The 25165-nt window shown below is 45.2% G+C and carries 18 protein-coding genes, 2 pseudogenes and 1 other annotated feature (1 of these 21 cut by a window edge); of the genes and pseudogenes, 8 read left to right on the forward strand and 12 right to left on the reverse strand.

The annotated features are described in order from the left end of the window. Nucleotides 1-38 (forward strand) — a binding site (T-box leader) (it extends 157 nt beyond the left edge of the window). 97 nt (nucleotides 39-135) lie between these two features. The 5 genes from nhaC (at nucleotide 136) to ABN764_RS06040 (ending at nucleotide 6469) form a co-directional block, all read left to right on the forward strand. Next, nucleotides 136-1560 (forward strand): Na+/H+ antiporter NhaC, encoded by a 1425-nt coding sequence (nhaC, locus tag ABN764_RS06020; RefSeq protein ID WP_446671269.1) that lies wholly within the window; start codon nucleotides 136-138, stop codon nucleotides 1558-1560. Beyond that, nucleotides 1553-2416, forward strand: coding sequence for an MBL fold metallo-hydrolase (locus ABN764_RS06025; protein WP_446671270.1), 864 nt, complete (start codon nucleotides 1553-1555; stop codon nucleotides 2414-2416). The genes nhaC and ABN764_RS06025 overlap by 8 nt, the downstream gene beginning before the upstream one ends. A gap of 258 nt (nucleotides 2417-2674) precedes the next feature. Next, a complete protein-coding gene (locus ABN764_RS06030) occupies nucleotides 2675-3784 on the forward strand; it encodes a GerAB/ArcD/ProY family transporter (RefSeq protein WP_446671271.1) in 1110 nt (369 codons plus the stop codon). Beyond that, a complete protein-coding gene (locus ABN764_RS06035) occupies nucleotides 3771-5282 on the forward strand; it encodes a spore germination protein (RefSeq protein WP_446671272.1) in 1512 nt (503 codons plus the stop codon). Before ABN764_RS06030 ends, ABN764_RS06035 begins: the two co-directional genes overlap by 14 nt. Continuing rightward, nucleotides 5279-6469: a Ger(x)C family spore germination protein gene (locus tag ABN764_RS06040; protein ID WP_446671273.1), complete on the forward strand. Its 1191-nt coding sequence runs from the start codon at nucleotides 5279-5281 to the stop codon at nucleotides 6467-6469. The genes ABN764_RS06035 and ABN764_RS06040 overlap by 4 nt, the downstream gene beginning before the upstream one ends. A gap of 45 nt (nucleotides 6470-6514) precedes the next feature. On the opposite strand, the gene ABN764_RS06045 is transcribed toward ABN764_RS06040, so the two are convergent. The 8 genes and pseudogenes from ABN764_RS06045 to ABN764_RS06080 all read right to left on the reverse strand — a co-directional run bounded on the left by ABN764_RS06045 (nucleotide 6515) and on the right by ABN764_RS06080 (nucleotide 17849). After that, on the reverse strand, nucleotides 6515-8935 hold the full coding sequence (locus ABN764_RS06045; protein WP_446671274.1) for an endo-beta-N-acetylglucosaminidase: 2421 nt from the start codon (nucleotides 8933-8935) through the stop codon (nucleotides 6515-6517). A gap of 500 nt (nucleotides 8936-9435) precedes the next feature. Further along, the gene (locus ABN764_RS06050) at nucleotides 9436-10602 is read right to left on the reverse strand and encodes an MFS transporter (RefSeq protein WP_446671345.1); all 1167 of its coding nucleotides are present in this window, start codon (nucleotides 10600-10602) and stop codon (nucleotides 9436-9438) included. 181 nt (nucleotides 10603-10783) lie between these two features. After that, a pseudogene (locus ABN764_RS06055) lies at nucleotides 10784-11916 on the reverse strand (zinc-dependent alcohol dehydrogenase). A 167-nt stretch (nucleotides 11917-12083) separates the two neighbouring features. After that, nucleotides 12084-12962, reverse strand: a complete 879-nt coding sequence (locus ABN764_RS06060) for an endonuclease/exonuclease/phosphatase family protein (protein WP_174808807.1) — start codon at nucleotides 12960-12962, stop codon at nucleotides 12084-12086. Nucleotides 12963-13289: 327 nt separating this feature from the next. Beyond that, complete coding sequence (locus ABN764_RS06065) at nucleotides 13290-14324, reverse strand: FecCD family ABC transporter permease (RefSeq protein WP_446671275.1); 1035 nt, start codon at nucleotides 14322-14324, stop codon at nucleotides 13290-13292. Nucleotides 14325-14327: 3 nt separating this feature from the next. After that, complete coding sequence (locus ABN764_RS06070) at nucleotides 14328-15383, reverse strand: FecCD family ABC transporter permease (protein ID WP_446671276.1); 1056 nt, start codon at nucleotides 15381-15383, stop codon at nucleotides 14328-14330. A gap of 387 nt (nucleotides 15384-15770) precedes the next feature. Next, on the reverse strand, nucleotides 15771-16685 hold the full coding sequence (locus ABN764_RS06075) for a phosphotransferase (protein WP_078503234.1): 915 nt from the start codon (nucleotides 16683-16685) through the stop codon (nucleotides 15771-15773). Nucleotides 16686-16762: 77 nt separating this feature from the next. After that, a pseudogene (locus ABN764_RS06080) lies at nucleotides 16763-17849 on the reverse strand (IS1595 family transposase). Nucleotides 17850-17975: 126 nt separating this feature from the next. Between ABN764_RS06080 and ABN764_RS06085 the strand changes: the two are divergent. Then, nucleotides 17976-19610 carry a multicopper oxidase family protein gene (locus ABN764_RS06085; RefSeq protein ID WP_446671346.1) on the forward strand — a complete coding sequence of 545 codons (1635 nt, stop codon included), beginning with the start codon at nucleotides 17976-17978 and terminating at the stop codon, nucleotides 19608-19610. A 95-nt stretch (nucleotides 19611-19705) separates the two neighbouring features. On the opposite strand, the gene ABN764_RS06090 is transcribed toward ABN764_RS06085, so the two are convergent. Then, nucleotides 19706-20137, reverse strand: a complete 432-nt coding sequence (locus ABN764_RS06090) for an Imm63 family immunity protein (RefSeq protein ID WP_021254704.1) — start codon at nucleotides 20135-20137, stop codon at nucleotides 19706-19708. Nucleotides 20138-20380: 243 nt separating this feature from the next. Beyond that, nucleotides 20381-21547: an oxalate decarboxylase family bicupin gene (locus ABN764_RS06095; protein WP_446671347.1), complete on the reverse strand. Its 1167-nt coding sequence runs from the start codon at nucleotides 21545-21547 to the stop codon at nucleotides 20381-20383. A gap of 329 nt (nucleotides 21548-21876) precedes the next feature. Between ABN764_RS06095 and ABN764_RS06100 the strand changes: the two genes are divergently transcribed. Both ABN764_RS06100 and ABN764_RS06105 read left to right on the forward strand, forming a co-directional pair. Then, nucleotides 21877-22503, forward strand: coding sequence for a hypothetical protein (locus tag ABN764_RS06100; RefSeq protein WP_446671277.1), 627 nt, complete (start codon nucleotides 21877-21879; stop codon nucleotides 22501-22503). Between the two features lie 53 nt (nucleotides 22504-22556). Next, complete coding sequence (locus tag ABN764_RS06105; protein ID WP_065292769.1) at nucleotides 22557-22919, forward strand: winged helix-turn-helix transcriptional regulator; 363 nt, start codon at nucleotides 22557-22559, stop codon at nucleotides 22917-22919. Between the two features lie 67 nt (nucleotides 22920-22986). On the opposite strand, the gene ABN764_RS06110 is transcribed toward ABN764_RS06105, so the two are convergent. Both ABN764_RS06110 and ABN764_RS06115 read right to left on the reverse strand, forming a co-directional pair. Then, nucleotides 22987-23511: an NAD(P)H-dependent oxidoreductase gene (locus ABN764_RS06110; RefSeq protein WP_446671278.1), complete on the reverse strand. Its 525-nt coding sequence runs from the start codon at nucleotides 23509-23511 to the stop codon at nucleotides 22987-22989. 297 nt (nucleotides 23512-23808) lie between these two features. Beyond that, a complete protein-coding gene (locus ABN764_RS06115; protein WP_446671279.1) occupies nucleotides 23809-25137 on the reverse strand; it encodes an ABC transporter substrate-binding protein in 1329 nt (442 codons plus the stop codon). Between the last annotated feature and the right edge of the window lie 28 nt (nucleotides 25138-25165).

Here is a 25165-nt window from a genome sequence, read left to right on the forward strand (position 1 = left end):
GTTAATCAGGGTGGTACCGCGGAACTTCCGTCCCTATTTGGGGATGGAGGTTCTTTTTTTTATATACAGGTTGTTCAACAAGTCGACTTATGAGCATCAACCACTACAACTACGACATAAAGGAGTGAAACGAACATGAAACGACAAGTATCAATTGGCTTAGCGCTATTACCTATCCTTGCGCTTATGGCTGCGGGTGCTGCCTCGATTTCCATCTGGAAAGCAGGCATGTTCATCCCGCTTATGATTGGCATCATCGTCACCGTTATAGTAGGGGTGATTAGCGGTTATAAATGGGATGAGCTTCAGGACATGATGGTAAACGGCGTATCCAAAGCAATGCCAGCAATATTCATTTTGCTTGTCATCGGGATGATCGTTGGAACATGGATTTCTAGTGGAGTCATACCTACCATGATCTACTACGGCTTATCTTTTATTCATCCTTCATTCTTTGTTCCAGCAGTCGCTGTCGTGACTGGCATTGTTGCCATTACGCTCGGCAGCTCTTTCACTTCCATCGCGACGATTGGGTTGGCATTCATGGTCATAGGTGAAGGCATGGGATTCTCCCCCGGCTTAATTGCAGGGGCAGTCATATCAGGAGCTTTTTTCGGCGATAAGCTGTCGCCGTTATCCGATACAACGAATATTGCACCAGCAATGGCTGATACGGATCTGTTCAGCCATGTACGGCACATGTTATGGGATACGATTCCCGCGTTTATTATCGCAGTTGCTTTATATGCCCTAGTTGGCACGCGCACAGTAGAAGGTTCGGTCGATACAGCCAATATCGATATGATACTGACCGGAATTCAAAATTCGTTCATTATCCATCCCCTACTGCTGTTGCTGCCTGTTCTCACCATATTCTTAATGATTAAGAAACTTCCGGCTCTGCCGACATTGCTGTTCGTAGGCATCATTGGCGGAATAATCTCTATGGTCGTGCAAGGTGATAGCCTCACATCCATGGTAAACACAATGACGAACGGATTCCATACCGAATCCGGCGTGAAAGCAGTCGATTCCTTATTGAATCGCGGCGGTCTAGTCTCCATGCTGAATACGATCGGGCTGTTGACCATTGCAACTGCACTTGGTGGATTGCTTGAAGGAACATGCATTTTCCAAGCACTTGTTCGTCCAGTCGTATCCAGAATTAAGACGTCAAGTTCGCTCATTGCGACTACTATTGCATCAACCTTCCTTGTAGCTTTTGCAAGTGGAGCGCAATTCCTGGCGATTATATTGCCTACACGTACATTCGTTCAGACCTACAAGGACATGAATATTGATACGAAAAATTTATCAAGATGCGTGGAAGCCGCTGGAACAGTTGGCATAACATTAGTACCCTGGGGAGTTCCCGCTGTGTTCGCTGCAAACATGCTTGGCGTGAGTGCGGAACAATTTATTCCATACATTTTCTTCGCCTTCCTTGTTCCACTTATTAATATCCTATACGGGATCACCGGTTGGACCATTGTGAAGAAGGAATATCCTGTCCACGCGAAGGGTGATCATGTAACAGCAGGAGGAATCGGACATGAATGAGGTTATCGTCAACATTGTCGGAACAGCACAAGATGCTGGGGTGCCGCACCCGAATTGTTTTTGTCAGAATTGTATGGCTGCAATGCACAATGGTACGCGCAGACGCGCCGCCTCATTAGCCATTATCGAACCGGATCGCAAACAATGGCATCTTATAGATGCAACACCAGATATGCGGGAGCAGATGGCTTCCGTACAGATGAAGTATCAGCTTCAAGGGAAACTCATGAGTAGTATTTGGCTGACCCATGCTCATATTGGCCACTACCCTGGGTTGATGTTCTTGGGCAGAGAGGCCATCGGTGCGAGAGGTGTTCCTGTCTTCAGTGGGGACAAAATGAAGGAGATGCTGGAAACCAACGCTCCTTGGTCGCAATTGGTGGAATTGAATAATATTCAATTGAACAGTATTCAACACGAGCGGCAAGAGCAGTTGTCTCCTCTTGTTCGAATAACGCCGATTGAAGTACCACATCGCAATGAGTTGTCGGAGACATTCGGGTTCTGGATCGAAGGCCCATCACGCAAGCTGCTCTACATTCCGGACATCGATCGATGGAACGAATGGGATCGGGATATTTATGACATAGCGAAGGAAGCAGATATCTGCTTATTGGATGGAACATTCCATTCCATTGAAGAAATTGAGCGGATGGGACGCAATTACAAAGAAATTCCCCATCCTGTCATCACCGAAACGATGGATCGGCTGCAAGGATTGGCTGAGCACACTGAGATTTATTTTACACATTTTAATCACACGAATCCTGTCAACGATCAAGCGAGTTCCTTCTCGAAGCTCGTACAGGATAGAGCGTTCTATATCGCTGAAGATGGAATGGAACTTAAATTATAAATCGTTGAACGTTCAACAGCACTGCCTTTCTGCAAAGATAAGAAAGCGGTGCTGTTTTTTTGCTTACATTTCCAGCACAGGGTTCATTATTCTGGTTAGCGAAGCTTCTGATTAAAACTTATGCTCCGGCCATATTATGGAGGGCAGCACGAATGGAATACATGGATGAATTTCCTAACTTCGACTCAAAATAATGGTTATACATGATCGAATTGACTACTGAGTTGACTTGAGATCGAACAAAGGAGAACAAACCTCATGCCGCGTCATTCTATTACATTTCTGCAAGCCTGCTTTATGATCATCATGTCAACAGGCCTTATGAATCACGTTACCGTTATTCCTCTTCTGCTGCGTGAAGCTCATAAAGACGGTTGGATCAGTGTACTGATTGCACTCGTACTCGCATTGTGCTGGATTCCACTGCTTTTGATCACTGTTCGAGCCAAGCCGAATCGCCCTCTACCATTGTTCTCTTGGGTTCATTCGCTAGGTGGCAGCTTAGCCGCATGGATGGTTACAACTTTGATTATTGTGTATTTGTTCTTCTCGGCATTTGTTACATTAGAAGACACGGCAACTTGGACCAAAATCTCATATTTGCCTAATACCCCAACGACAGTAATCGCTGGTGCATTGATTCTCTTGTCCCTCTCCAGTGCCTTAATCGGCATACATTCGATTGCAATCTGTGCCGGCATTCTTCTTCCAATCGTTATTATTCTCGGATATGTCGTGATGAGTGCTAACTTTCAATATAAGGATTATTCGCTTATCTTCCCGATATTCGAGCATGGGATTTCTCCTATTATAAATGGGCTCATTCTGATTGGAGCTGGCATGGCCGAGCTGATTCTTATCATTTTCTTGCTGCCGCACATGTCAAGTAAACCAAGATTCCGGGGTATGTCTACGCTGGCGTTCATTCTTGCTGGCCTTACAATCGGCCCTTATATCGGCTCTATCGCTAACTTTGGGATTGTAAATGCTTCTTTCATGCGGTATCCAGCCTTCGAGCAGTGGAGAATTGTAACCGCAGGCAAATACATTGAGCATCTTGATTTTTTGTCAATTTATCAATGGTTATCCGGTTCTTTCATCCGAATAGCTTTGGCGATTTTCCTCATTATTGATGCCATCCCACATCGAAGCCATCATACGAGGATCGGTGTTGGCGTGGCGACGGCTGCAATCATATTCCTAGCTGTTGTTGTTTATCGAGATGACATTCAATTCGTCAATCTGTTAAGAATCATCTATTTCCCAAGCGTCACTTATTTGCTTGTATTTCTGTCCGTAATATTCGCTTTTCTCACCTACAACAGACAGCGCAGATACAAAGGAGGGATCGTCCGTGAAACCAAATAAAACGTTGAATCGGCGACCGGATGATTATCCGACAGAAAGCCAGTCGCTCACCCTTCAACAGTTATTTTGTGCATTGGAGAATTGTGCAGATGTTCAGAAGAAAACCTACTCATTTGGATCAAGCATGCGTTCGTACACTGTATCTTTCATCTATTGTGAAGGATTGGCTGACACTAAACAGTTGAATCAATATGTGATCCCCCAGTTGAAAGCCAATTTGGAGGATGCCAATTCTGTGCAGGATCTACTTCACAAACATAATAGCTTATTAGCAATCCAGCCTATCGAGGCAAAGAATAGAGTACATGACATAGAGACATTATTGTTTGCTGGACATCTCATTATCGAGTTCAAAGATCTAAACGTCTACTATTCTCTCGATATTGCAGATCCGCCCAATCGTGCTCCCGAAGAATCCAATACCGAAATATCAATCAAAGGATCGAAGGACGGCTTTACGGAGAGCTGTGAGATGAACATTGCGCTTATCCGCAAGCGTCTGCGTACCCGCTCTTTGAAGTGCGAATCCTTTGTCCTTGGTACCCGAAGCCAAACCAAAGTATCCTTACTCTATATAGAGGATATTGTAAATCCAAGCATGATGCGCGATATCAAACAGCGCATCGAAGCAATCGATACAGATGCTATCGTCAGCAGTTCGCAGCTTGGTGAAGCAATTGGCGACTCAACTTATTCCCTGTTTCCTTTACTCGATTACATTGGGAGACCTGACTATGCCGTACAATCCCTAGTTAGGGGCAGATTCATCATCATTGTAGAGGGAACACCCATGGTGCTTATTGGACCTGCAAACTTGATATTCACGTTAAAATCGCCGGAAGACATCCATTTTCCGTATTTTTTCGTAACGTTTCAAAGGCTGCTGCGGATGATCGGTTTAATGGTCTCTATCTATATGCCAGGATTTTGGATTGCGCTAATTGCGTTCAATTTAGAACAGCTTCCGTTCCCTCTCTTGGCAACGGTAACGAATTCTCGATTAGGGCTTCCACTGTCCGCTTCAATGGAAATGATATTGATGCTTGGTTTATTTGAAATATTCCGCGAAGCAGGCATTCGCTTGCCAAAGGCTGTCGGTCAGACGATTGCCGTCGTAGGTGGGCTCATTGTTGGAGATGCCTCGATTCGAGCGGGTCTTAGCTCCCCAACAACACTGGTCGTCGCAGCCGTTACCGCTGTTGCTACCTTTACTTTGGTTAACCAGTCGCTAAGCGGTACGGTCAGCATATTGCGTCTGTTTGTGCTGATCGTGTCGTCCACACTTGGCATGTATGGCTTTTTCATTTCCGTTATGGCCATACTGGTCTATTTGTCGGCACTGCATTCATTCGGCATCCCCTACTTATCGCCATTGTCCCCCCCGATTTTCGGGGATATGCTGAAATCGCTTATCGCATTGCCTGTCAGAATTGTGAGCCGACGCCCTATCATGCTCCGAACGACTGATAAGACCCGTGAAGGAAATGAGCCAAAATGAGCGTATTTGATCACACAGTAGATAAATCTCCGTGCAGACACGGTATAAATAAACGATGCTTACTTATCAGCGTTCTTTGCCTATTTTTAATACTTACGGGCTGCTGGGACAGTAAAAATGTTCAGGATCTGAACTACGTCACGGCCTTTGGCATTGATTATGATAAAGGGAAGTATATTGTGTACACGAGCTCCTTGGAGTTCACGAATGTCGCCAAGCAAGAAGGGACAAGAAGCTCGGCCAAAACACCTACGTGGATTGGACGTGGAGAAGGGTATACACTCGACTCAGCAGTGAATGACATTTATGCCGCTTCCACGCTGCAAATCATCTGGGATCATACGGCCGTAATCATTTTCAGCGAACGTGCCTTGCAAAAAGATGTGAATAAGATGGTTGATTCCCTTCTTCGTTTTTCAGGAATTCGATATACTGCGTGGGTGTACGGAACCAAAATCCCAATCGCTGATCTATTCGCGGTAACGATTCCTTTTAATTTGTCCCCCATTGCGTCTATGCTCTACTCTCCGGATGACATACTGAAACAGCAAACGAACATACCTCCACTGCAGCTGCGGAAAATGGTCGCACAGCTGAATGAGCCAGGGAGCACCGTATTATTGCCCAGCCTTTCCTTGAACAATGAGGAATGGATGAAGGACAAAAAGATAATTAGTCAGCACGAGCTCAATGGAGTGTTCATCCTTCAAAAAGGGAAGTACAAAAGTTGGATGAAACAAGAACAAGTACTAGGCTTGCGATGGATGTCAAATCAAATTCAAAAGGTGCACATAGGAGTAGGGCAATCAACTACCCCAGATGCGGTTCTTACAATTAAGAAGCCCAAATCATCAGTGAAGGTATCGCTGCAAGACGGAGTCCCTAAGTTCAACCTCGAAATTGATGTCCAAGGCTCTGTCGAAGAAACTACGGATAATGCGACCAAAGAACATATCGCCGCCGCGGCAAAGGAAAAAATAAAAAACGACATCCAACAAACATTCCAACAGGGATTGAATAGAAAGCTCGACATCTATTCGCTGCAAAATCGTGTATATCGCAAGTACATCTCTTTCTGGCAAAAAAACAATAATGGTTCCTTGCTGCAGCTCACACCCAACTCTCTTTCACGGATTGACGTTCATGTCCAGATAAAGGATTCTGGGATGAACCGTCTGAGCCGATAAATAAAGCCCTGACAGTTTTGTCAGGGCTCGCTTGTATGCTTGAAGCTACTGCCCCCACACCTCAAACTCATAGATGCGTGCCGCAGTATCAGATTCTTGTGTCGCCTTGGTTATGTTCAACTTCGCATAACGAGCTGAAGTTGGTGCAATATTATGTGTCGTCTTGCCAGCACTATTGCCGCTTACTGTCACAGCATCCACCCAGTTTACGCCATCTTCACTTAGCTGAATGTTGAAATCTCTTGTATTGAAGTTTGCTGATTCTCCGCCTTCTTGCGCATGCTTGACGATAAATTTATCTACGGTATACATAGAGCCTAGATCGACCTGCAGCCAGTGTGGCTCAGAGCCCGTTGCACACCATTTGCTATTATTTGCTGTAGTTCCGTCAAATGCCTTGGCAGGTGTCTCACCGGGTACGAAGCGGTCTGCCGTAGCATTTTGATTAAGAGCTAAATTCATTGTGGAAGGTGCCTCTTGCCATGCAAAGCTTGCTTGAGCAGCGGAACTTCGTACCCCATTCGTTCCTAGCGCCAACACTTCTAATGTTGTTTGCTGCTCCCCAGAGTTGCGGCTCATCGGTTGAACATAATAGGCTGTATTCGGTGTCGCCCCTACGAACTCACGTGTTCCATCCGGCTTCACTCGATATACTTCATACGCTTGCACATTGCCGCTCGCAGATGCGTTCCAATTCAACCGAGCATCTGCTGTATTGCCTGAGAAATCAACTTCCTCAATAGCCAGGTTGGTTGCCGCTTCTGGAGCAGACATATCTCCTGTATTCCGAATGGATAATTGCCCAATATTGATCACATAGTTGTTAATTGCATTGCTGCTGTCGAACTTCAGTGAAATTGCATCAACAGTTCGACCTGCGAAGTTGCCAACGGATATCTCCTTGGTATTCCATACGCCCGGATCCCCATCCCCTACATCAAAGAACTCGAATTGACCCGGATTATCAGCGAACGAAACGCCAACTTTCATATGAGATGCAGTTTGTCCTGTCTTATAGGTAACGGATATTTCCGTATCACCGGACAGCGGCAGATTCGTTCGATAGAGCTTCAGATGCGTTGCGTTCTGTGAACTCAATGAGCCAGACACCTTCAGTGAGCTTCCACCGTAATAAGCTGTACTCCAATCGAAACTCGGCTTCAACGCTGTACCGGAGCTTTCTGTAATCCAACGCCACGTTGGCAATACATCCTGTAAGCTGCGATTGTTCCATTCCTTCATACTTAAGACGGTACCATCGACTGCAAATTGATTGCCGTGCCCCGTATTAAAGGTAGTCGTGAACGGAAGGTGCTGAATTGATGATTTATCAGCAAAGTAATTAGCGATCCCTTTCCAACTCGAAGATGTTGTCGTATTGCGTGGGTCGCTGTTCGGACCTACCCAATATTTCATCTCCTTCGTATAGAATTCATCATTGCTTGTTGAACTGCGGTATGCCCAATCTGGCCGATAAATGCCGAGTGAGGTAGCAGGTTTCTGATTGCTTGGGAAGATCCCAGCCCAGTTGACGTTCGTGTTGTAGCCATTCGCCTCTGTATCAATGCCAGCATATAAATCATAAGGATCACGATTTAAGCTGATCGCTTTATTTTTAGAGTTCTGAAGCATCGAAGCGGACCAATTGAAGTTGAGGAACATACTGTCCGCAACCTTTTGCGCACCATTTTGCAGGAACATTTGATTTCGTGCATTCAATTCATTTTGCCAGCTGATACTGCCGCCGTTCGTCATTGAGTCATACCACATGATGTGCATATTGGATGGCTTGTGCACTTGCAAGTACTCCATAAATTGTTGCATCTTCGTTGCGTCCGCCGAATTGCCGCCAGCTGTCTCTTGGTTGATGAACCAACCATCGAAGCCGAAGTAACTGGCTGCTTCAATCAGTTTGTCAGCTACTGGGAAGGAACCATCCGGTTTCTGCTGCAGCATTTGTTTCACCCATTGGTATTGGCCACCATATGCAGTTGGAGGGAAGAAGATGGTTCCGAGAATCGGAACTCCATTCTTGTGTGCCGCATCAATAATATCTGCACTTGGCGGAACGATCAGACCCTCGGAAGCTGAACCTCCCCACAGTACCATCACATCAACATATTGCCAGTAACCGAAGGCATCGGCACGGAACTGCCCTGCACCTTGAGACGGAACACCACTCGTATTATCATTCAGCGCCGACAATGCAACAAGCCGGGATTGGTCTTGCGCATTCGGATTTACTTTCTGTCCTGTGAACCGATCTGCAAGTGAGATCGTACCACGGTTGAACTTCGCATCCTTGTCCGTTGTTGGGCTCCACTCTAGGAGAGTAGCTGGATGCCAGTATGAGGTGTGCGGCTGCTCCGCATATGCAGTGGGAGCCATCACCGGGCCAAATGTGGAAATAGCCAGAAGCGAGGTGATGAGTAGAAGCTTCACTTTCTTTTTCATCGTGTTGACCACTGTAAGTCTCCTCCTCGCACCATGAGGTGCTATATTCGAATACAATTTAAATCTACTAGAAATAAAGCGCTTACATAAGTGTAATTAACTTATATTCAATGTATAAAGTATAGTGTGTTTGAATTGTATATCTGGTATTTATATACATATCAATCAAAATTTAAAACATCCTTCTTTACATGTGCTTGAAAAAGAAATCTTTTGCATTGAGAGGCGATCAGTGTGCTGAAGTCAATTACGAAGATATTGATAATTTAGATATTGGGGGAGTAGCCGTTTACAGTGGTCAACTCAACTGCTTTATACTGTCTGATTTGAGTGTTTACTCTATTCGTTAATTACATGTTCTGAATAGTGCTTCGATGATGGCTAGCGAGACCAACGAGACGAATATCCCCCTGTTCTATTGGTCTCGACCTCAGTAATACCTTCCTACAGAAATTTTTCCTGGCCTGCTCTCTGACAGTCTAGCTCTGCCGAGAAACAACTGCCATACAGAATTAGCCTTGCGATTGTTGTGAACCGCTTGAAGCTTTGATTGCAAACAAGCCGGAAAGTGCAGCAGCTATCCCACAAGCACATAAGACCAGAAATAAATTGATCTGTGTTTGATTCATCACCAGTGCTGCTATCATTGGGCCGGCAGCCACGCCGACAAAGCGCATACTGCTGTACAAGGAACTAATCGTACCTCTATGCTTCTTCTCAATGCTTGCGGTTATGAAGGAATCGAGACAGGGCAAGGATGCTCCTATTCCGAGGAAAGCAGCGCTTAGCCAAATGAACAAGGGTACAACATATTTCGTTGGTATGCACATGCCAAGTCCTACTGCTGTTAAGGCCAACCCGCACACAATGATCCATTTCATTGCGATTTTATTACTTCCTATGCATTTTCCAGCAATAAAAGAGGAAGTACTCAATACAGCCAACGGTATTGCAAGCAGCAAACCCTTTACAATGCCCTTAAACCCATGCTTGTCTTCCAGCGATTCCGATAAATAAAATAACGAACTGAACAGCATGAACATGCCGAGTCCCCCGATAACAAATATGGCGATTAACCAACGCGAATTCTCTCGAATCAACTTCATCACTTGTATTAAAAAGTCGCGAACGGGTATTGGTTCGGAATCAGAATCAGATTCTTTGGGCTGCTTGACAAAAAAAAGGACGAGCAGAATCGAAATTAGACACAATACTGGAATGGCCCAAAAAGGAAGATGCCAAACGATTGCTACCAGGGCTGTTCCCAAAATAGGGCTCAATACTTTGCCGCATGTATTGGCCGTTTCGATAATGCCGAGACCACTGCTCACATCTTTTTCACTTTTGAACATATCCCCTACCAACGGCAGAACGATGGGCATTGCTCCAGCAGCTCCAATCCCCTGCAGAACCCTTCCCAATAAAATGACAGAGTAGGAATGATCCATCCAGACCGCGGCTGCACCGCACACACTACCTCCAATGCCTGTTATGATAAGGCTGGGAATAATGACTGCCTTGCGGCCAATTCGATCAGATAAATATCCGGCAATAGGAATGAGGAAAATCGCCATTACGGAATATACGGTAATGAGCAGGCTTGTTTGGAATGAGCTCACCTTCAACTGTCTCCTGATTTCAGGCAATACGGGGATTAGCATTGAATTGCCTAAGGTCATTATCAAAGGAATTGATGAAAGTGCTAATAAGTCAAAACGTTTGTCAGCTTGCACTTGGGCACACCTCCGTGGGATATCCACGTCATTTTAGATTTATTGTACACTTCCTCAAACCTTTTATTCTCTAATTCCGATAAAATAAAACGGATTTAAACGAGGTAATGGTACATCTCAAGAACACTTATGGTTTTAATACGACCTTTACGCGTTCTTCCTCATGATTATTGAAAATACGGTATGCATGGCTTGCTTGATCCAACGGCATTCGATGCGTAATGATGGCCGTGGGATCAAAACTGCCCTCCATTATTTTGTTATACAGTCCCGGCATATGATGGATAACTGGTGCCTGTCCCATTTTTAGTGTAATATTCCTTGCAAAAAAGGCACCTAGCGGAAACAAATTATAATTGCCTCCGTATACACCCGTTATCTGGACTGTGCCGCATTTGCGGGTCGCTTTCGTCGATATTTGGATCGGACCAAGCGTCCCCCCTGCAGCTTCAGCTTCTGCTCGATATATTCAAGTCTTGATTTCTTCCCGTCCATTCCGACGCAATCAATGACTACTTCGGCTCCCCCATGTGTAATTTCTTTTAAATGCTCCCCCATATCATCATGCTTCGTAAAATCAAACGTCTCGACACGATTTATTTGCTTGGCACGTTCCATTCGATAGGTAAGATGATCAACAGCTATGACGCGTTCGGCTCCTTTCATCCAAGCAAAGCGTTGGGCCATCAATCCTACAGGGCCGCATCCAAGTACAATTACGGTATCGCCTGCTTTGACACCTGCATGTTCCACACTCCAATAGGCTGTCGGAAGCACATCAGACAGGAATAGAAGCGACTCATCTTCAAGCTCGCAGGACGGGGGGATAACGAACGGCGTAAAATTGCCAAATGGCACTCGAAGGTATTCCGCTTGACCGCCGGTGTAATTGCCGAACTTCTCAGAATATCCGAAATAGCCGCCCGAATCATAATGGGGATTACTATTATCGCACTGGCTCTCCAAATTGTGCGTGCAGTAATGGCATTGACCACAGGCTACAGTAAAGGGAATTACAACACGATCCCCCTTCTTCACTCGCGTTACTTCCGATCCTACCTCTTCTACAATTCCCATTGGTTCGTGACCGATGATATAGCCTTTTGGCAGTGGGAAATTTCCTTGATATAAATGAAGATCTGATCCGCAAATAGATGTGCTTGTAATCCGCACGATAATATCATCTTTCTTTTCAATCTTCGCGTCATCTACGTTTTTTACTTCGATTGAATTTGCTCCCTGATATGTTACGGCTTTCATCGTGATGCACCTCGCTATGGTTGTATGTTATTCCGTTATTGAGTCAATATAATCATCGATATTATGTATCAGGGTTAGTAAGTTATTCAAAATAACACGGACTTCTATATTGGCATGAAAAAAGCCGCGCTGAGGCGGCCTGTATTCTATCGTATGAATATGAAAAATTAGCGCCATGTTAGGTCTACAACTACAGGCAAATGATCGGATGGAAACTGACCGTTATCCTGATCCGAAAGAATTGCATATTGAAGAACGTCGGCATGCTCGTTCACAAATACATAGTCAATAGGCGAATCTAGCTCCTCCCCGTTATCCCCTTTGAATACTGGTCCATTGTAGTATAGACAGTTGATTAATTGTGTCAACTGATAACCGTGGAACGTGAATGATGGCCCAATGTGGGAGTTCTTAGCGGCGTATCGCGAATCCCTCAGCACCGCTTTACCGTTAGCCTTGCCCGTCGTGAGAATCTGATAGGGTTCGGACGATTCCGTGCAGTTGAAATCTCCTGTTACTACTACCGGTCCATTACCCGCCAATTCGGGAATCCGATTCAAGATCATATAGGCACTCTGCTTCATCGCAACGGTTCCAATATGATCAAGATGCGTATTGAAATGTATGAACTTGGTTCCTGTCAGCTTGTCCAAAAACTGAACCCACGTCAGAATGCGTGGACAAGCGGCATCCCATCCGAGTTTTCCTGGGATTTCGGGTGTCTCGGATAGCCAAAACGTCCCGTATTCTAGCGGCTCAAGACGATTCTTGCGATAGAATATGGCAACGAATTCTCCTGTGTCTGCACCATCGTCCCTGCCTGCCCCAATCCAGCCGAACTCAGGAAGCATTTGTTCCAAATCAGCAACCTGATGCCTCAATGCCTCTTGTGTGCCTACCACATCTATCTGATGGTAACGAATCATGCTAGCCACCATACCTGACCTGCGGCTCCAGCTATTCTCACAATCTTGTTTGTAAGCGTTGTCATACTTGACGTTAAAAGTCATGAATCTAATATGCTGCTCTCCAACATTGCTCTTCATACTCTTCTGCACTCCTCCTGATGCTAAGCTACATATGCACTAATCCAATTCATGGAGCTAAAAATAACTCCATAAGTATGTTCATTATCGCATGATTGAAATCGGAATGCCAGATTGCCATGTTAACGGATGAGAGGGATAGAAGTAGTGCCTGAACCCGCTGACGATAATAATAGTCTTATTGCTCATGCAACGGGTACTTGCATGGCTCTGCGTGGAGACAAGACCGAAGGAAGATAACACGGGAAAACGGCACATTCGATTAAATGTGCCGTTCATGCATTAACCTCGCAACACCTAATTCGTCATGATCTCGGCCGGTGAACCTTATGCTTTCGAGCGAGTTAATAAATACAGAAAGTAAGGGGCGCCAATTACAGCGACGACAATTCCCGTGGGCACCTCTGATGGCTGTAATATCCATCGTCCAATTGTATCTGCTGTAATCACAAGCAAGGAACCGGCTAAAGCCGAGGTCGGCAGAAGGAGTTGGTGTTTGGGACCCACAAGTCGTCTAGCTAAATGCGGTCCAATGAGCCCCACAAAGCCGATGCCACCGCTTACCGCCACACATGAGCCTGCCAATCCTACTGCTGCTGCCAACAGCAAAATTTGTTCTCTCGATACATATGCCCCCAGCCCAGTTGCCGTCTGTTCTCCCAAGTTCAGAACATTCATGATTCGAGCTTTGTAGAATATGTATGGCAATAACACCACGATGAATGGAAGCAGTGCAAGTACATACTTCCAATTCGTTCCCCAGATGCTTCCGGCAAGCCATGTCGCCATCGTTTGATATTTTTCGGGACTAAGCTTCAATGTCAGTACGATCATAGCTGCACTGATGCCGGCAGCTACCGCTATACCAGTTAACAGTAATCGCGTAGGCGATATATTCTCATGCCGTTTGAAGGATAACAAGCAGATGAGCGCTGCTGTAAGTCCAGCCCCAAGCCACGCGAACACTGGCAATAAATAGATCGGAGCCTGTGCAGTTGATGGGTAAAACGAGATGAACAACATTACGGTGAGACCAGCGCCCGCATTAATGCCTAAAATGCCCGGATCAGCCAATGCATTACGCGATATGGCCTGCATGACACAGCCGGATACCGCCAGACCTGCACCGATTAGCAAAGAAATAACAATGCGCGGTAATCGGAAGTCAAATAGGATTAGCTCTTCTTTTTTTGTTCCTGAACCGAACAATGTACGCAGCAAATCCATGGGGGATAAGCGAATAAATCCTGTATTCATGCTAATGATAACCATAATGACAATCAGTACAGCTATCGTAATCATAATCGCTATGCTCCGCTGCTTCTTTCGTTTTTGAATCATCGGTAAAGATAGACTTGTCATCGTTTACAGTCCCCTCCTTTCCTTGCGTGCCAAGAAGAGGAAGAAGGGTACACCGATTAAAGCGATTAATGCCCCGACAGGTGTTTCGTATGGCGGATTCACCATGCGAGCGGCAAGATCAGCGAATATAACCAGCAAGCTGCCAAGCAAGGCCGAGCATGGGATAATCCAGCGATAATCCACGCCAACTAAATAACGGGTAACATGTGGAATAATCAAGCCTACAAAGCCAACAGCCCCAACAACAGATACGGCCGCACCAGCCAAAATAAGCACAATGACTGTGCCTGCCAATCTTACGAGGCGTGTTCGCTGCCCCAGTCCCTTGGCGATCTCCTCTCCAAGACTGAGCATAGTAATCGAACGTGATAATACAATCGCCCCTACAAGAGCAGCTGCAATCCACGGAAACATCACTTCTAGTTGCGGCCATTTCGTGCCCGCTACTCCACCGGCGTACCAAAAAGCCAAATCCTGTCCAATTCGATAATATAATGCGATGCCTTCACTCAGTGCGTGTAAGAGAGCACTGAGCGCTGCCCCAGCCAATACCATTCGAACAGGGGTTAGTCCCCCCCTAGCTAATGAACCAATTCCATACACGAGCCCTGCGCCCAAGCCTGCGCCAAGAAAAGAATACAAAATTAAATACATGTAAGGCAGGCCTGGAAAAAATGCAAAGCATATGGCCAGCATGAAGCCTGAACCCGCATTCAGGCCAAGCAAGCCTGAATCCGCCAGCGGATTGCGAGTCATGCCTTGCATAATAGCTCCGGCAACCGCGAAGCAGGCTCCTACCAACGCCCCCCCCAATACACGCGGCAGTCTAATTTCTTGAATAATTTGATGCTGTGTTACTTCTGGATTGAAGCGAAAAATCGCCTCCCATACGGTAGACATCTGAATATCTGCCGCACCGAACGATACAGATATAGCGATCCCTAACAGCAATGCGAAGGAACCGCCAATAAGAATAAGTGTTGCTGCCATTGGACGTGAGCGAAATTCAAATGCTTGCGATGCAGCTTCCTTAGGTAAAGACTTAGCCACTTGCCCCATACATGCCACCCTTGCTGTTTCTAAATTATAATGATATTGATTATCATTTGCATCAAGATATATTTTAGGACATTTTTCCTCTTGTGGCAATGGAGAAAATGAATTGATTATTTGTACAATTGTCACTACTATTTCAGTTCATATCCGTCTTTTTTCAAATGGCTATGTTAAATTCTAATGTTGATATTTGACCATAAGAAAACCGCCTTCGTTGAAAAGGCGGTTTATTGCTATCGTGTCCCGTTAGCGCAACGACTTACTCTGTTGAATTTCGTGTTCCTCAACATAAAGCGGCATCAGAGAAGGCGGATCGTACCTTATCGCGGCCTTTAAACGACAAAATGGTGCCGATAGCCATAGCCCCATAGCCGCAACGAAATAATGAGCCTAATCCGACAGTGCCCGCATGATGTTGGATTTCGCCTCTGCCGCAATCGCTTCATTCCCGTCATCGACCGCTTGCATTAAGATCAGTATGGGGATGTATACCGCGATCAGCCGCGCCAACAGCTTCGTTTCCTCGTCCGCTCCTCCGTACGTTTCGAAAAACACGCCGCGAGCGTAAGGTGGTAAAAAGCTATAAGCAACGCTCAAATCGCAAGCCGGATGGCCTACGCTCAGATCGCCCCAATCAATGATGCCGGAAACGATCCCGTTCTCATTCACAAGCATATTTTTGAAATGAAGATCGCCATGTAGCAGTGCATTCACCGCCTCGACACGGTCCTTTTGCAGCCTGCTAATATACGCTTCGATCACACCGGACTCCTCCGGCGACAAGTGTTCAACCACCTTCGATAGAAAGCCCTCCAATTTCACTTTGCGCGATGCTATGTCCGTCAAGTTTCGATGATCTTGCTGAACTCCGCACTTCAGCGCCGCCTGCACCGGAAACTCATGTAATCTCCGCAAAAATTTCGCCAGCGTCTCTGCCGATAAAGCCCGGCGTTCTTCCGTCAAACCGATTGGGAAATCTCCTGGCACGTAGGCATAGCCAAGAAATGGTGCCGGGTATTCGTCACTTGCTTCGCCATAAAACAACGGTTTCGGATAGGGGATGGTCATATATGCCTCCAGCTTCGGCAGCAGCTTCCCTTCCATACGAATCGAGCCAACTGCAATCGTTCTTCTTGGAAACCGGAACACGTACTCGTCACCGATGAGAAAAACCGTATTGTCCCAGCCCCAGCCCAATCGCTTCACTTGCTTCGATGACAGCTGAGGGAATTGTCTGCCGATCAGCGTCCGCGCCTGCTCTTCGTTAACCTCCCACTCCGCATCCCATACATTCGTTCCTCCCATGAATTGTCTGCCTCCTCGTTCCTTACGTTATTTAGATGTTTACATTCCCTGGAAGTTACGCATAACTGCCCGGTAGCTTAACAAGAATAAGCAGAAAGCCGAAGTTTGGTGTTCGTGTCGGTCACAGTAAACAGGCACGATTTGACCAACATATTTTTCTTATTCGATGCGGTATTCTCATATTCCTTGCTGTCTAAGTAACGAAACCACGCCAAGTAGTTCTGCAAATACTTTGTTGCAACACCATTGAAGCGATCCATCTATTTCTTCAAGCGGCTGTGGTAGCTGTTTACGTTTTGGATATGGTACACGCCTTTCACACGTTGTTTTCCGTCGGATTTGAATCGGTAATGAGTCATGCCTTTTGAATTCGCATAGGAGCTAAATGCCCTCCATGAATCAGTGCATAACACGTTTGAGTCAGATAGATGACCACCAATCGCTCGTCTAATTTTGTAGTCCGAATACGTCCACGCCCAAGTACGCCAGAGTAAGTCATTTTCTGACGGTCACGGGCAACCAGCACGCACACTTGATCGTGGCTTATACCACGATATTTCGCTTTGCCGCCACGTTTACGTGGCTTATACCACGATATTTCGCTTTGCCGCCACGTTTACGTGGCTTGCGTTCGGCAATATTCCGCTTGCCCTTTTCCGAGTAAAGAAAGTAGGTCTCGTCCATTTCAACAATATCTTGAAATGCTTCGGTTGGAATCTGCTTCAGAGCGGAAAGAATCTTATGCCGCCAGTAAAACAAGGTGACATGCGTGACTTCATCGTTTAACTGCTCTGCACATTTTCTCAGAGAAAAGCCCTCAATCATGCATTCGATAAAACGAATCCACATATGAGGTCGCCTCGTTCGTTGCAGAGGGGTGTTCGTAAGGTCATTGAATGTTTGGCGACAGGACTTACAACGGTAACGTTGTCGTTTAACCTCTCCAGTGCGTGTTCTTACAGCGTACTTTCCAAATCGAACAACAGAATGGTTTTTGCAATGCGGGCAAACAAGTCCATCTTTATGCTTCTGCTCTTGAATTTCATCAATCGCTCGAACTGGAAGTGCCACTCCCTTGGTTCGGGACTGCAAAAAGTAGATAAGTTCTCGCTTACCATTATCGTCCAACGTATCAGCAAGCTTTGTATATTCACAATACTGCATAAATTTGTGTTTTTTATGAATCTCCATCATTTCTCCACATTTGCTGTCTATGCTGAGATTGTATTCTACAAGAATGATAATTCAGGAGGCATTGAATTGAAAAGCTTATTCTCAACTCGCAATCGGATGCTCCAAACCATGGTCGTCACCGGGATAATTGCATTACTAGCAAGTGGATGCTGGAACGGAGGAACTGCCAAGGATCATACCAACATGGATCATGCTTCTATGTCGAACAAACAAGAGTCGAAGCTTACATCGAATACCGACACAGATTTAGTAAAAGAAATAGTGAAGCGTACTGTAACTACACCCACTGTTGATGGCACATCCCTAACCATTACTGCTCAACCAAGTAACTTGGAAGTATCCAATGGGGTGGTTCTGCCCGTTTGGACATTTAACAATTCTGTTCCTGGGCCGCAGATTCGAGTAAAGGTTGGCGATACTGTCAAGATTAAGCTGGAAAATGAATTGCCGGAGCCTGTATCAATCCATTGGCATGGATATCCCGTTCCCAATGGTATGGATGGTATTCCCGGCGTCACCCAAGATGCTGTTGTTCCTGGGAAGTCCTTCATCTATGAGTTCAAAGCAACGGTACCGGGAACGTATTGGTACCATTCGCATCAAGACAGTGTAAATCAAGTAGACAAAGGACTGTATGGCTCGCTCATCGTCGAAGATCCGAAGGAGCAAGTTGATCGAGATTATGCACTTGTCCTGGATGAATGGATGAGCATAGGAAAGATGAATACGGAGCGAGCAGAAGAAAAGAAATCGGAAAATCATTCAGATATGTCAATGTCAGACATGGATCACTCCAAGATAAATATGTCAAAATCCGGCATGAGTGGCATGGATCATGGATCGATGTCAATGGGCGGTCATGATATGAGCATGTACGACCTGTTCACTATGAATGGAAAATCGGGTGATGCAATAGAACCGCTCATAGTCAAGCAAGGAGAAAAGGTTCGGATTCGCTTAATCAATGCCGGATATCTCTCACATCAGATGCACCTGCAAGGGCATCAATTCAAGGTCATCGCTATGGATGGTCAACCCGTCAACAGTCCGGCTGTCATTCAAGATAAAGTGATATCAATTGCGCCTGGCGAACGGTTCGACCTTGAGTTCGTTGCTGACAATCCTGGTACGTGGTTGTTAGATGAGCACAGCAAAGAGGATCGAGCTCACAATATGAGGGCTGTCATTCAATATGAGGACTTCACGAAGCAGGCTGCCAAATCCGATGCATTGGAAACCCTTCCTCAGTTCAATCTCGCTGCGTATGGCAAGATGGCGGAAGCGGCATTCACACTCGACCAGACGTATGATCAGCAGGTCATGATGAATCTAAACACAGAGATGCGAAATGGCGAGATGGTTTATACCATTAACGGCAAGGTATTTCCGGACACAGACAAAATCAAAGTTGCCAAGGGTGACAAAGTCATGGTTACCTTCGTTAATCAATCACCAACCGATGATCATCCCATGCATTTGCATGGACATTTCTTTCAGGTATTGAGCAGAAACGGGCAGCCTTTACAAGGCTCTCCTGTCGTCAAGGATACATTGAACGTTAAACCCGGTGAGCAGTATGTTATCGCTTTTGAAGCAGATAATCCCGGAGATTGGATGTTCCATTGCCATGACCTGCATCATGCTTCGGCAGGCATGGTAACAGATGTTAAATACAAAGACTATAAGAGTACGTATGTACCAGATTCGAATGTCGACAATAAACCTGAATAATGAACGAAATGAATACAGCCAAGCCGAATGAATCCCTTCCCATAGGCTTGGCTGTTCGTATTATGTATCCCATTATTTTAATATTTGAAGTACATTTATGATTCCAATTGCGCTCGCCTTCCTGCTTTATGCCACTCCAAGTAAACGCCTCCTATGTCTTGAAACGCTTGATCGATCATAGTTGTAAGCTCACTCCTGATCTCTTTGCTGTCAGATAAGTGGGTTTTCACATTGTCTACCTTATATTTATTCAGTAGTTTCACATAGGAGATCGTATGAATCGTATCTTCTAAGACCCAATAAATCACATCTTCGACGTCCTTCGTTGTTTTGCATAGCATTTGAACGCCTCTCTCATACATCACAATCTCATACGCAGTATCTCTTATCCTTACACAAGGAGTTAGATCACCATAATAATCGGGCTGAAACGGTTGTGTGACCATGTTGGAATAGGAATCATCGTAAATAGACGTTGATTGCAGCAAGCCAAAAATCATGCTTGTAACTTCCGATTCTGAATGCATCTTATATATACTCCTCCTCTTATTTCCTTCTATGTAAGAAGAATTCTCAAAAAATAAGTTATCCTCCACCTTCTTACAGTTGCCGTTTGATCAAATAAAGAAATTAGCGTTAATAAAAATGGTGTACATTACACATGATACAGGCTTCTGTTTCCTGCTGTCTCATGTGCATTATACACCCAAATGAGTCCTACTCATCCCCATTTTGTTCCCATGATATTGACTTTCGTGTGTATCTCTGCCTTATTGCTCGACAACTGGCGGAATTCCAGGATATTTCACGACTGGCCACTTCGCCACGCGCAAGGCATTCATTAATTCAGGCGAAGCATTCACATTCGATTGGACGAGCTGCTTCGGCGTAAGCGCCATCCATTGATTGAGGGACACGTCTGCAAACCGATCACTCTTGAACATTTCGAGGAACCATAAGCTGTCTGTCCCAGTATTCTGAATATAGTGTCCAAACGCAAAAGGAACGTATCCGACATCCCCTGCCCGATAGTTAAAAGTCCGCGCAGTGCCATTCCCCGAGAAGACAGTCATTCTGCCCTGTCCGGTAAGATAATATTGCCATTCATCATTGTTAGGGTGCCAATGCATCTCTCTCATGGCGCCAGGCTTAATCTCGACAAGTGCAGCCGCTATCGTTCGTGAAGCTGGAAAATTGGTTGAATCCACAATGCGAACTGTCCCGCCGGGAGTTGTGATTGGCGGCTGAGCCATCAAGCGATGTACGAAACCCGGCTCTATCGTCCCGTAAGGATCAGGCACCTGCTGACTCTCAATCGATCCCGGGACTTGTGATTGATAAATATACACCTGATCGGAAGGAATTTGCTCAAATGCACTTATAGGCACACCAAAATTAGCTGATAATACCTCCTTCGGCGTATGCGCAAACCAATCGGAAATCGAAAGGGTATTTAGATCCGAAAAACTCCCGTCATCGAACACGAGCAGGAATTCGCAGCCCTCTTCTAGCCCCTGAATGGAATGTGGAATGCCGGGAGGGAAGTACCACAGATCGCCAGGTCTAACATCTGCGATAAAATTACGACCGTTCTGATCTACCGCGGTAACTCGGGCGCTACCCAGGATCATGAACGCCCATTCTGCCTGCTGATGCCAATGCAGCTCCCTTACCCCACCGGGAGTAAGCCGCATGTTGACACCTGCAAGCGTCTTCGCTACCGGCAGTTCTCTTACCGTGACTTCGCGCGACCACCCACCCTTATTCAGCTGCATGTGTGCATCGGAAAAGGAAAACTTCAAATTCGGAACAAGTCCTGCATCCGTGATCGGAGGAACAAGCATATCTGGATTTTCCATATCCCGCATGACATCGCGTGGACCGAGATCAGTTGCCCCTGCACCGTCACTTTCGCGAATGGGCTGCGGAATATGCATCTGCTGCGGATCATGTATATCCACGATCCCACCACTCCCTTCTCTGAAACTTATCGAATAACGCAAATGAGATGTTGCGTACATATAATGTTGCCTGGTTAACAGCTCAAGGAACTGGCAACGATTCCATTGATCTTTATGAACATGATGCTTCGATTATGCGGCATTATCCGTGTTCGGTATGCAATTCAGAGCCAGGAAAATGGATATCTTTCAACAACAACGAGTGATCCCTTATCTGAGGTATATAAAAGCACCTTACTTTAAATGGTATTTATTGTTATTTATCTTCTCGCATTATGGTATAGTAAACTGAAGGAGGGATCAAAGTGAAGCTCCATCGAGTATCGGCATTTGTTTTCATCCTATTGTCTTTGGTAACTGGTTGTATATCGGGTTCATCGGTTCCTGAGCGGATCAATACTCCCCCAACGATAACGTTAACTCCCATTGATCCATTTCAAGGTGAAGCAGCGAAGTTAAAGCCTTTTCTCGGAAATATGACGGGGGCGTTTACCTTGAGATATGAAGGCACAAAACCAAAAGCGAACTTGGATATTGAGATCTGGAACTATGGCAAGAAAGTAAAATCCGTCGGCGGCCTTGGCGATATATTCTTCACACCTAATAAGGAAGAGCGGAAAGAGATTGAGCTTATCATATCCATTGATACCGTTGCTGGCTTAGGACAGGACAATATGAATCATATCAAGATTGGCATCGTCCATGAATCTGGTACAACCCTGTACGGCCTTTCGCCCCCAACAGATCATAAGATGATGGGGCGGGGGATCATTTCATATCATGATCCTCAATCCTTTATTGCACAGGGTACGGTTCGGGTATGGGGCATGCAAATGACGAGTACAAATCGCATGATTACTGCAGATTTCTCACAGGAATCACTAAGCAAAGTCGAGCAGACGATCCTCTTCACTTTGCGGTTTGATGATTAATTTACGGTACATCATGTTTATGCTACTATCATTCACGAAGGAGTGTGTTGTTTGTGCAAGAACCATGTCTTCCTACTGGTGTGGATGTCAAAGACACCCCGTTTGGCTATACACTATCCTTAATAGGCGGCAAATATAAAATGATCATTATGTATTGGCTATCCGAGCACAAGGTCATGCGGCATAATGAGCTGAAGCGAAGCATCGGTACCATTTCATTTAAATCATTGAGCGTTATGTTAAAAGAGATGGAGGCAGATGGACTTATCCAACGCAAAGAATATCCACAAGTGCCGCCAAAAGTCGAATATTCCTTAACGGAACGTGGTCTATCGCTCATCCCTATAGTAGATATGATGTGTGATTGGGGAGAGAAGAACAGACTATCACCCTTGGAAACTGTGGAACATTCATAATGCAAAAGAAGTATCTCCTGCATGAGGAAATACTTCTTTTGCTATTAGACGGGATAAAATGAATAACTTACAGGTTGTCAATGAATTTCACGTAGTCAAGTGCACCTTGATCCAGCTTGCTTGCAGAAGGCTCATATTCCGCCCCGTAAAACGCATAGAATGAGCGATAGTCTGCTTTACAATATTGAAAGCTTAATTCGAATGGGGATAATACTTGCTCGAATGTATAACGATATTTACCCTCCTCGAAGTCCTCTTTTTTAATTCCGGCAGATACAGCCAATGCAGCTTTGCGATCTTTCAATTTATCACCACTAGAACCATAAGCCCAACCATAAGTAAATACTTCATCAAGCCATTTTTTAAGAAGAGGCGGACAATTAAACCAATAGATTGGGAACTGCAAGACAAGATTGCCATGAGATTCAATCAACTGTTGTTCATGCTGAACATCAATGTTGCCATCAGGGTATACCTTATACAATTCGTGAACTGTATATTTGTCCGGGTACTTCTTGAGTTCTTCGGCCAAGCGTTTATTGACAACGGACGTTTCTAAGTTCGGATGAGTTAAGATAACAAGTGTTTTCATCGATTTGACCTCCATAGATTGGTTTGCCTCTTGAGTATATGCTGTAAACTATCTATTTGTAAGTACGCACTTTTAGTTCAGGTACTTACATGAAGGTTAGTATCAAATGGTCAAAACCGACAACACTTGTGCAGTTGACTAGATGCTGGCAACCGATCCCCCGTCCACCCAAGATTGCATCCATTGATGAAAGATGCCTGTTCAGAGGCTAGTACCCGTTACAATGGAGGTGTCTATAGCGTATACCATGTGCAACATTAAAAAGAGGATCGCGCTTTGCACGTCCTCTTTTCTTCCTTACTCATTTAAATAGGTATTTACCCGATTATCTATCAATTTAGCTACTTCTTCGGCAGATTTTTGACCAGAAAAATACGATTTTGCTTCTTCCCCGACAATCGAGTACAGCTTGTCGTCACCAGACCGATAACCGCTCGCTGCTGCCAGCAGCTGCTTGGCCTTTATGAAATATCCCTCTGTCGCCTTAACAGCTTGGCCCGATTCTAGCTTAAATTCTCCACTGTCCACTTGCTTCTGGTAATAGTTAAGCTCCTGTTCATTCACCGATGCAAGTACGGAAAACCCACCTCTCTCTGGCATAGATTGCGCTTGCTCAGATGCCAAAAAGGATATCAATTTCCAAGCTTCTTCAGAAACATCCGACTTGGATGAAATTGCAAGCTGTTTTGGGGCAGAAAAAGTAACTCCGCTTGTCTGTCCTGCAGCATGCGGCTTATTCAGCAACACAGGGTTTTTATAAAGCGTATGGGGCCAAAAGATAAAGTCAGGAGGATTTACCAGTTTTATCGAACTGAACAACTGTTCTCCGTAACCTGCCTCTTTCGAAGTAGCAACTTGATGATCATACATGCTCTTGATTTGCTCCATAAGAGTAATAAAGCTTGGAGAATCGAAGTTAGCCTTTTGATTGCTGCGATCGATGAACTCGGAAGACTGATCGATGACTATGTCAAGCAGCTGCTCCTCAGGCGGTGTGTTCGCCAATGCATATCGGGAATCGCCTTCATCCCTGCTCTTCATAATCTGCTTCGCTACTTGTTCAAATTGCTGCCATGTCCATTTCTGATCATCTACCTGAACGTTAGCCTTCTCCAGTATATTGCCGTCCCCTAGGAAGGTATGCAGGTGTAAGCTGAGCGGCATCGAATAGAGCCCACCATCGATCCCCATCTCATCCACGATATTCGGGTACAAATCGCCCTTTTCCAGCAGCTTCTCTTTTTTGATAAAGTCATTCATATTGAGGATCAGCTTTTTATTGACATATTTCCCGACAGGCAGGCTGGCTACTTCAATGATATCCGCCGCTGCGCCAGATAACAGCTCCGTATTGATTTTTTGCACATACCTATCGTCATCTTGTTCCTCCACTTTCTCATTTTCTTGCTTAAACAATTGAAGACGAACTTCAATATCTGGATTTTGTTTCTCAAATTTCTTTATTGCAGATGCATACCAGGAATTTGGATTGAACAACGACATCGTTACGATCGTCTTGCCTTCCTTCGTTTTTCGCGTCTTGTCTACTTCATTTGATGAACCGCATGCCACTGTCATTGTAACGAGCAACAAACTAGTGAAAATGATAATAATCCGCTTTTTCATAGTTAGATCTCTCCTCTATTCATTCATA

The sequence above is a fragment of the Paenibacillus wuxiensis genome, assembly GCF_040195695.1.
Taxonomy (GTDB): Bacteria; Bacillota; Bacilli; order Paenibacillales; family Paenibacillaceae; genus Paenibacillus_B; species Paenibacillus_B suaedae.

Coding starts and splice junctions, on each gene's coding strand:
- nhaC (WP_446671269.1), top strand. CDS start 136: ATGAAACGACAAGTATCAATTGGCTTAGCGCTATTACCTATCCTTGCG.
- ABN764_RS06025 (WP_446671270.1), top strand. CDS start 1,553: ATGAATGAGGTTATCGTCAACATTGTCGGAACAGCACAAGATGCTGGG.
- ABN764_RS06030 (WP_446671271.1), top strand. CDS start 2,675: ATGCCGCGTCATTCTATTACATTTCTGCAAGCCTGCTTTATGATCATC.
- ABN764_RS06040 (WP_446671273.1), top strand. CDS start 5,279: ATGAGCGTATTTGATCACACAGTAGATAAATCTCCGTGCAGACACGGT.
- ABN764_RS06050 (WP_446671345.1), bottom strand. CDS start 10,602: ATGACCTTAGGCAATTCAATGCTAATCCCCGTATTGCCTGAAATCAGG.
- ABN764_RS06060 (WP_174808807.1), bottom strand. CDS start 12,962: ATGAAGAGCAATGTTGGAGAGCAGCATATTAGATTCATGACTTTTAAC.
- ABN764_RS06065 (WP_446671275.1), bottom strand. CDS start 14,324: ATGACAAGTCTATCTTTACCGATGATTCAAAAACGAAAGAAGCAGCGG.
- ABN764_RS06070 (WP_446671276.1), bottom strand. CDS start 15,383: ATGGGGCAAGTGGCTAAGTCTTTACCTAAGGAAGCTGCATCGCAAGCA.
- ABN764_RS06075 (WP_078503234.1), bottom strand. CDS start 16,685: ATGGGAGGAACGAATGTATGGGATGCGGAGTGGGAGGTTAACGAAGAG.
- ABN764_RS06085 (WP_446671346.1), top strand. CDS start 17,976: ATGCTCCAAACCATGGTCGTCACCGGGATAATTGCATTACTAGCAAGT.
- ABN764_RS06090 (WP_021254704.1), bottom strand. CDS start 20,137: ATGCATTCAGAATCGGAAGTTACAAGCATGATTTTTGGCTTGCTGCAA.
- ABN764_RS06095 (WP_446671347.1), bottom strand. CDS start 21,547: ATGCATATTCCGCAGCCCATTCGCGAAAGTGACGGTGCAGGGGCAACT.
- ABN764_RS06110 (WP_446671278.1), bottom strand. CDS start 23,511: ATGAAAACACTTGTTATCTTAACTCATCCGAACTTAGAAACGTCCGTT.
- ABN764_RS06115 (WP_446671279.1), bottom strand. CDS start 25,137: ATGAAAAAGCGGATTATTATCATTTTCACTAGTTTGTTGCTCGTTACA.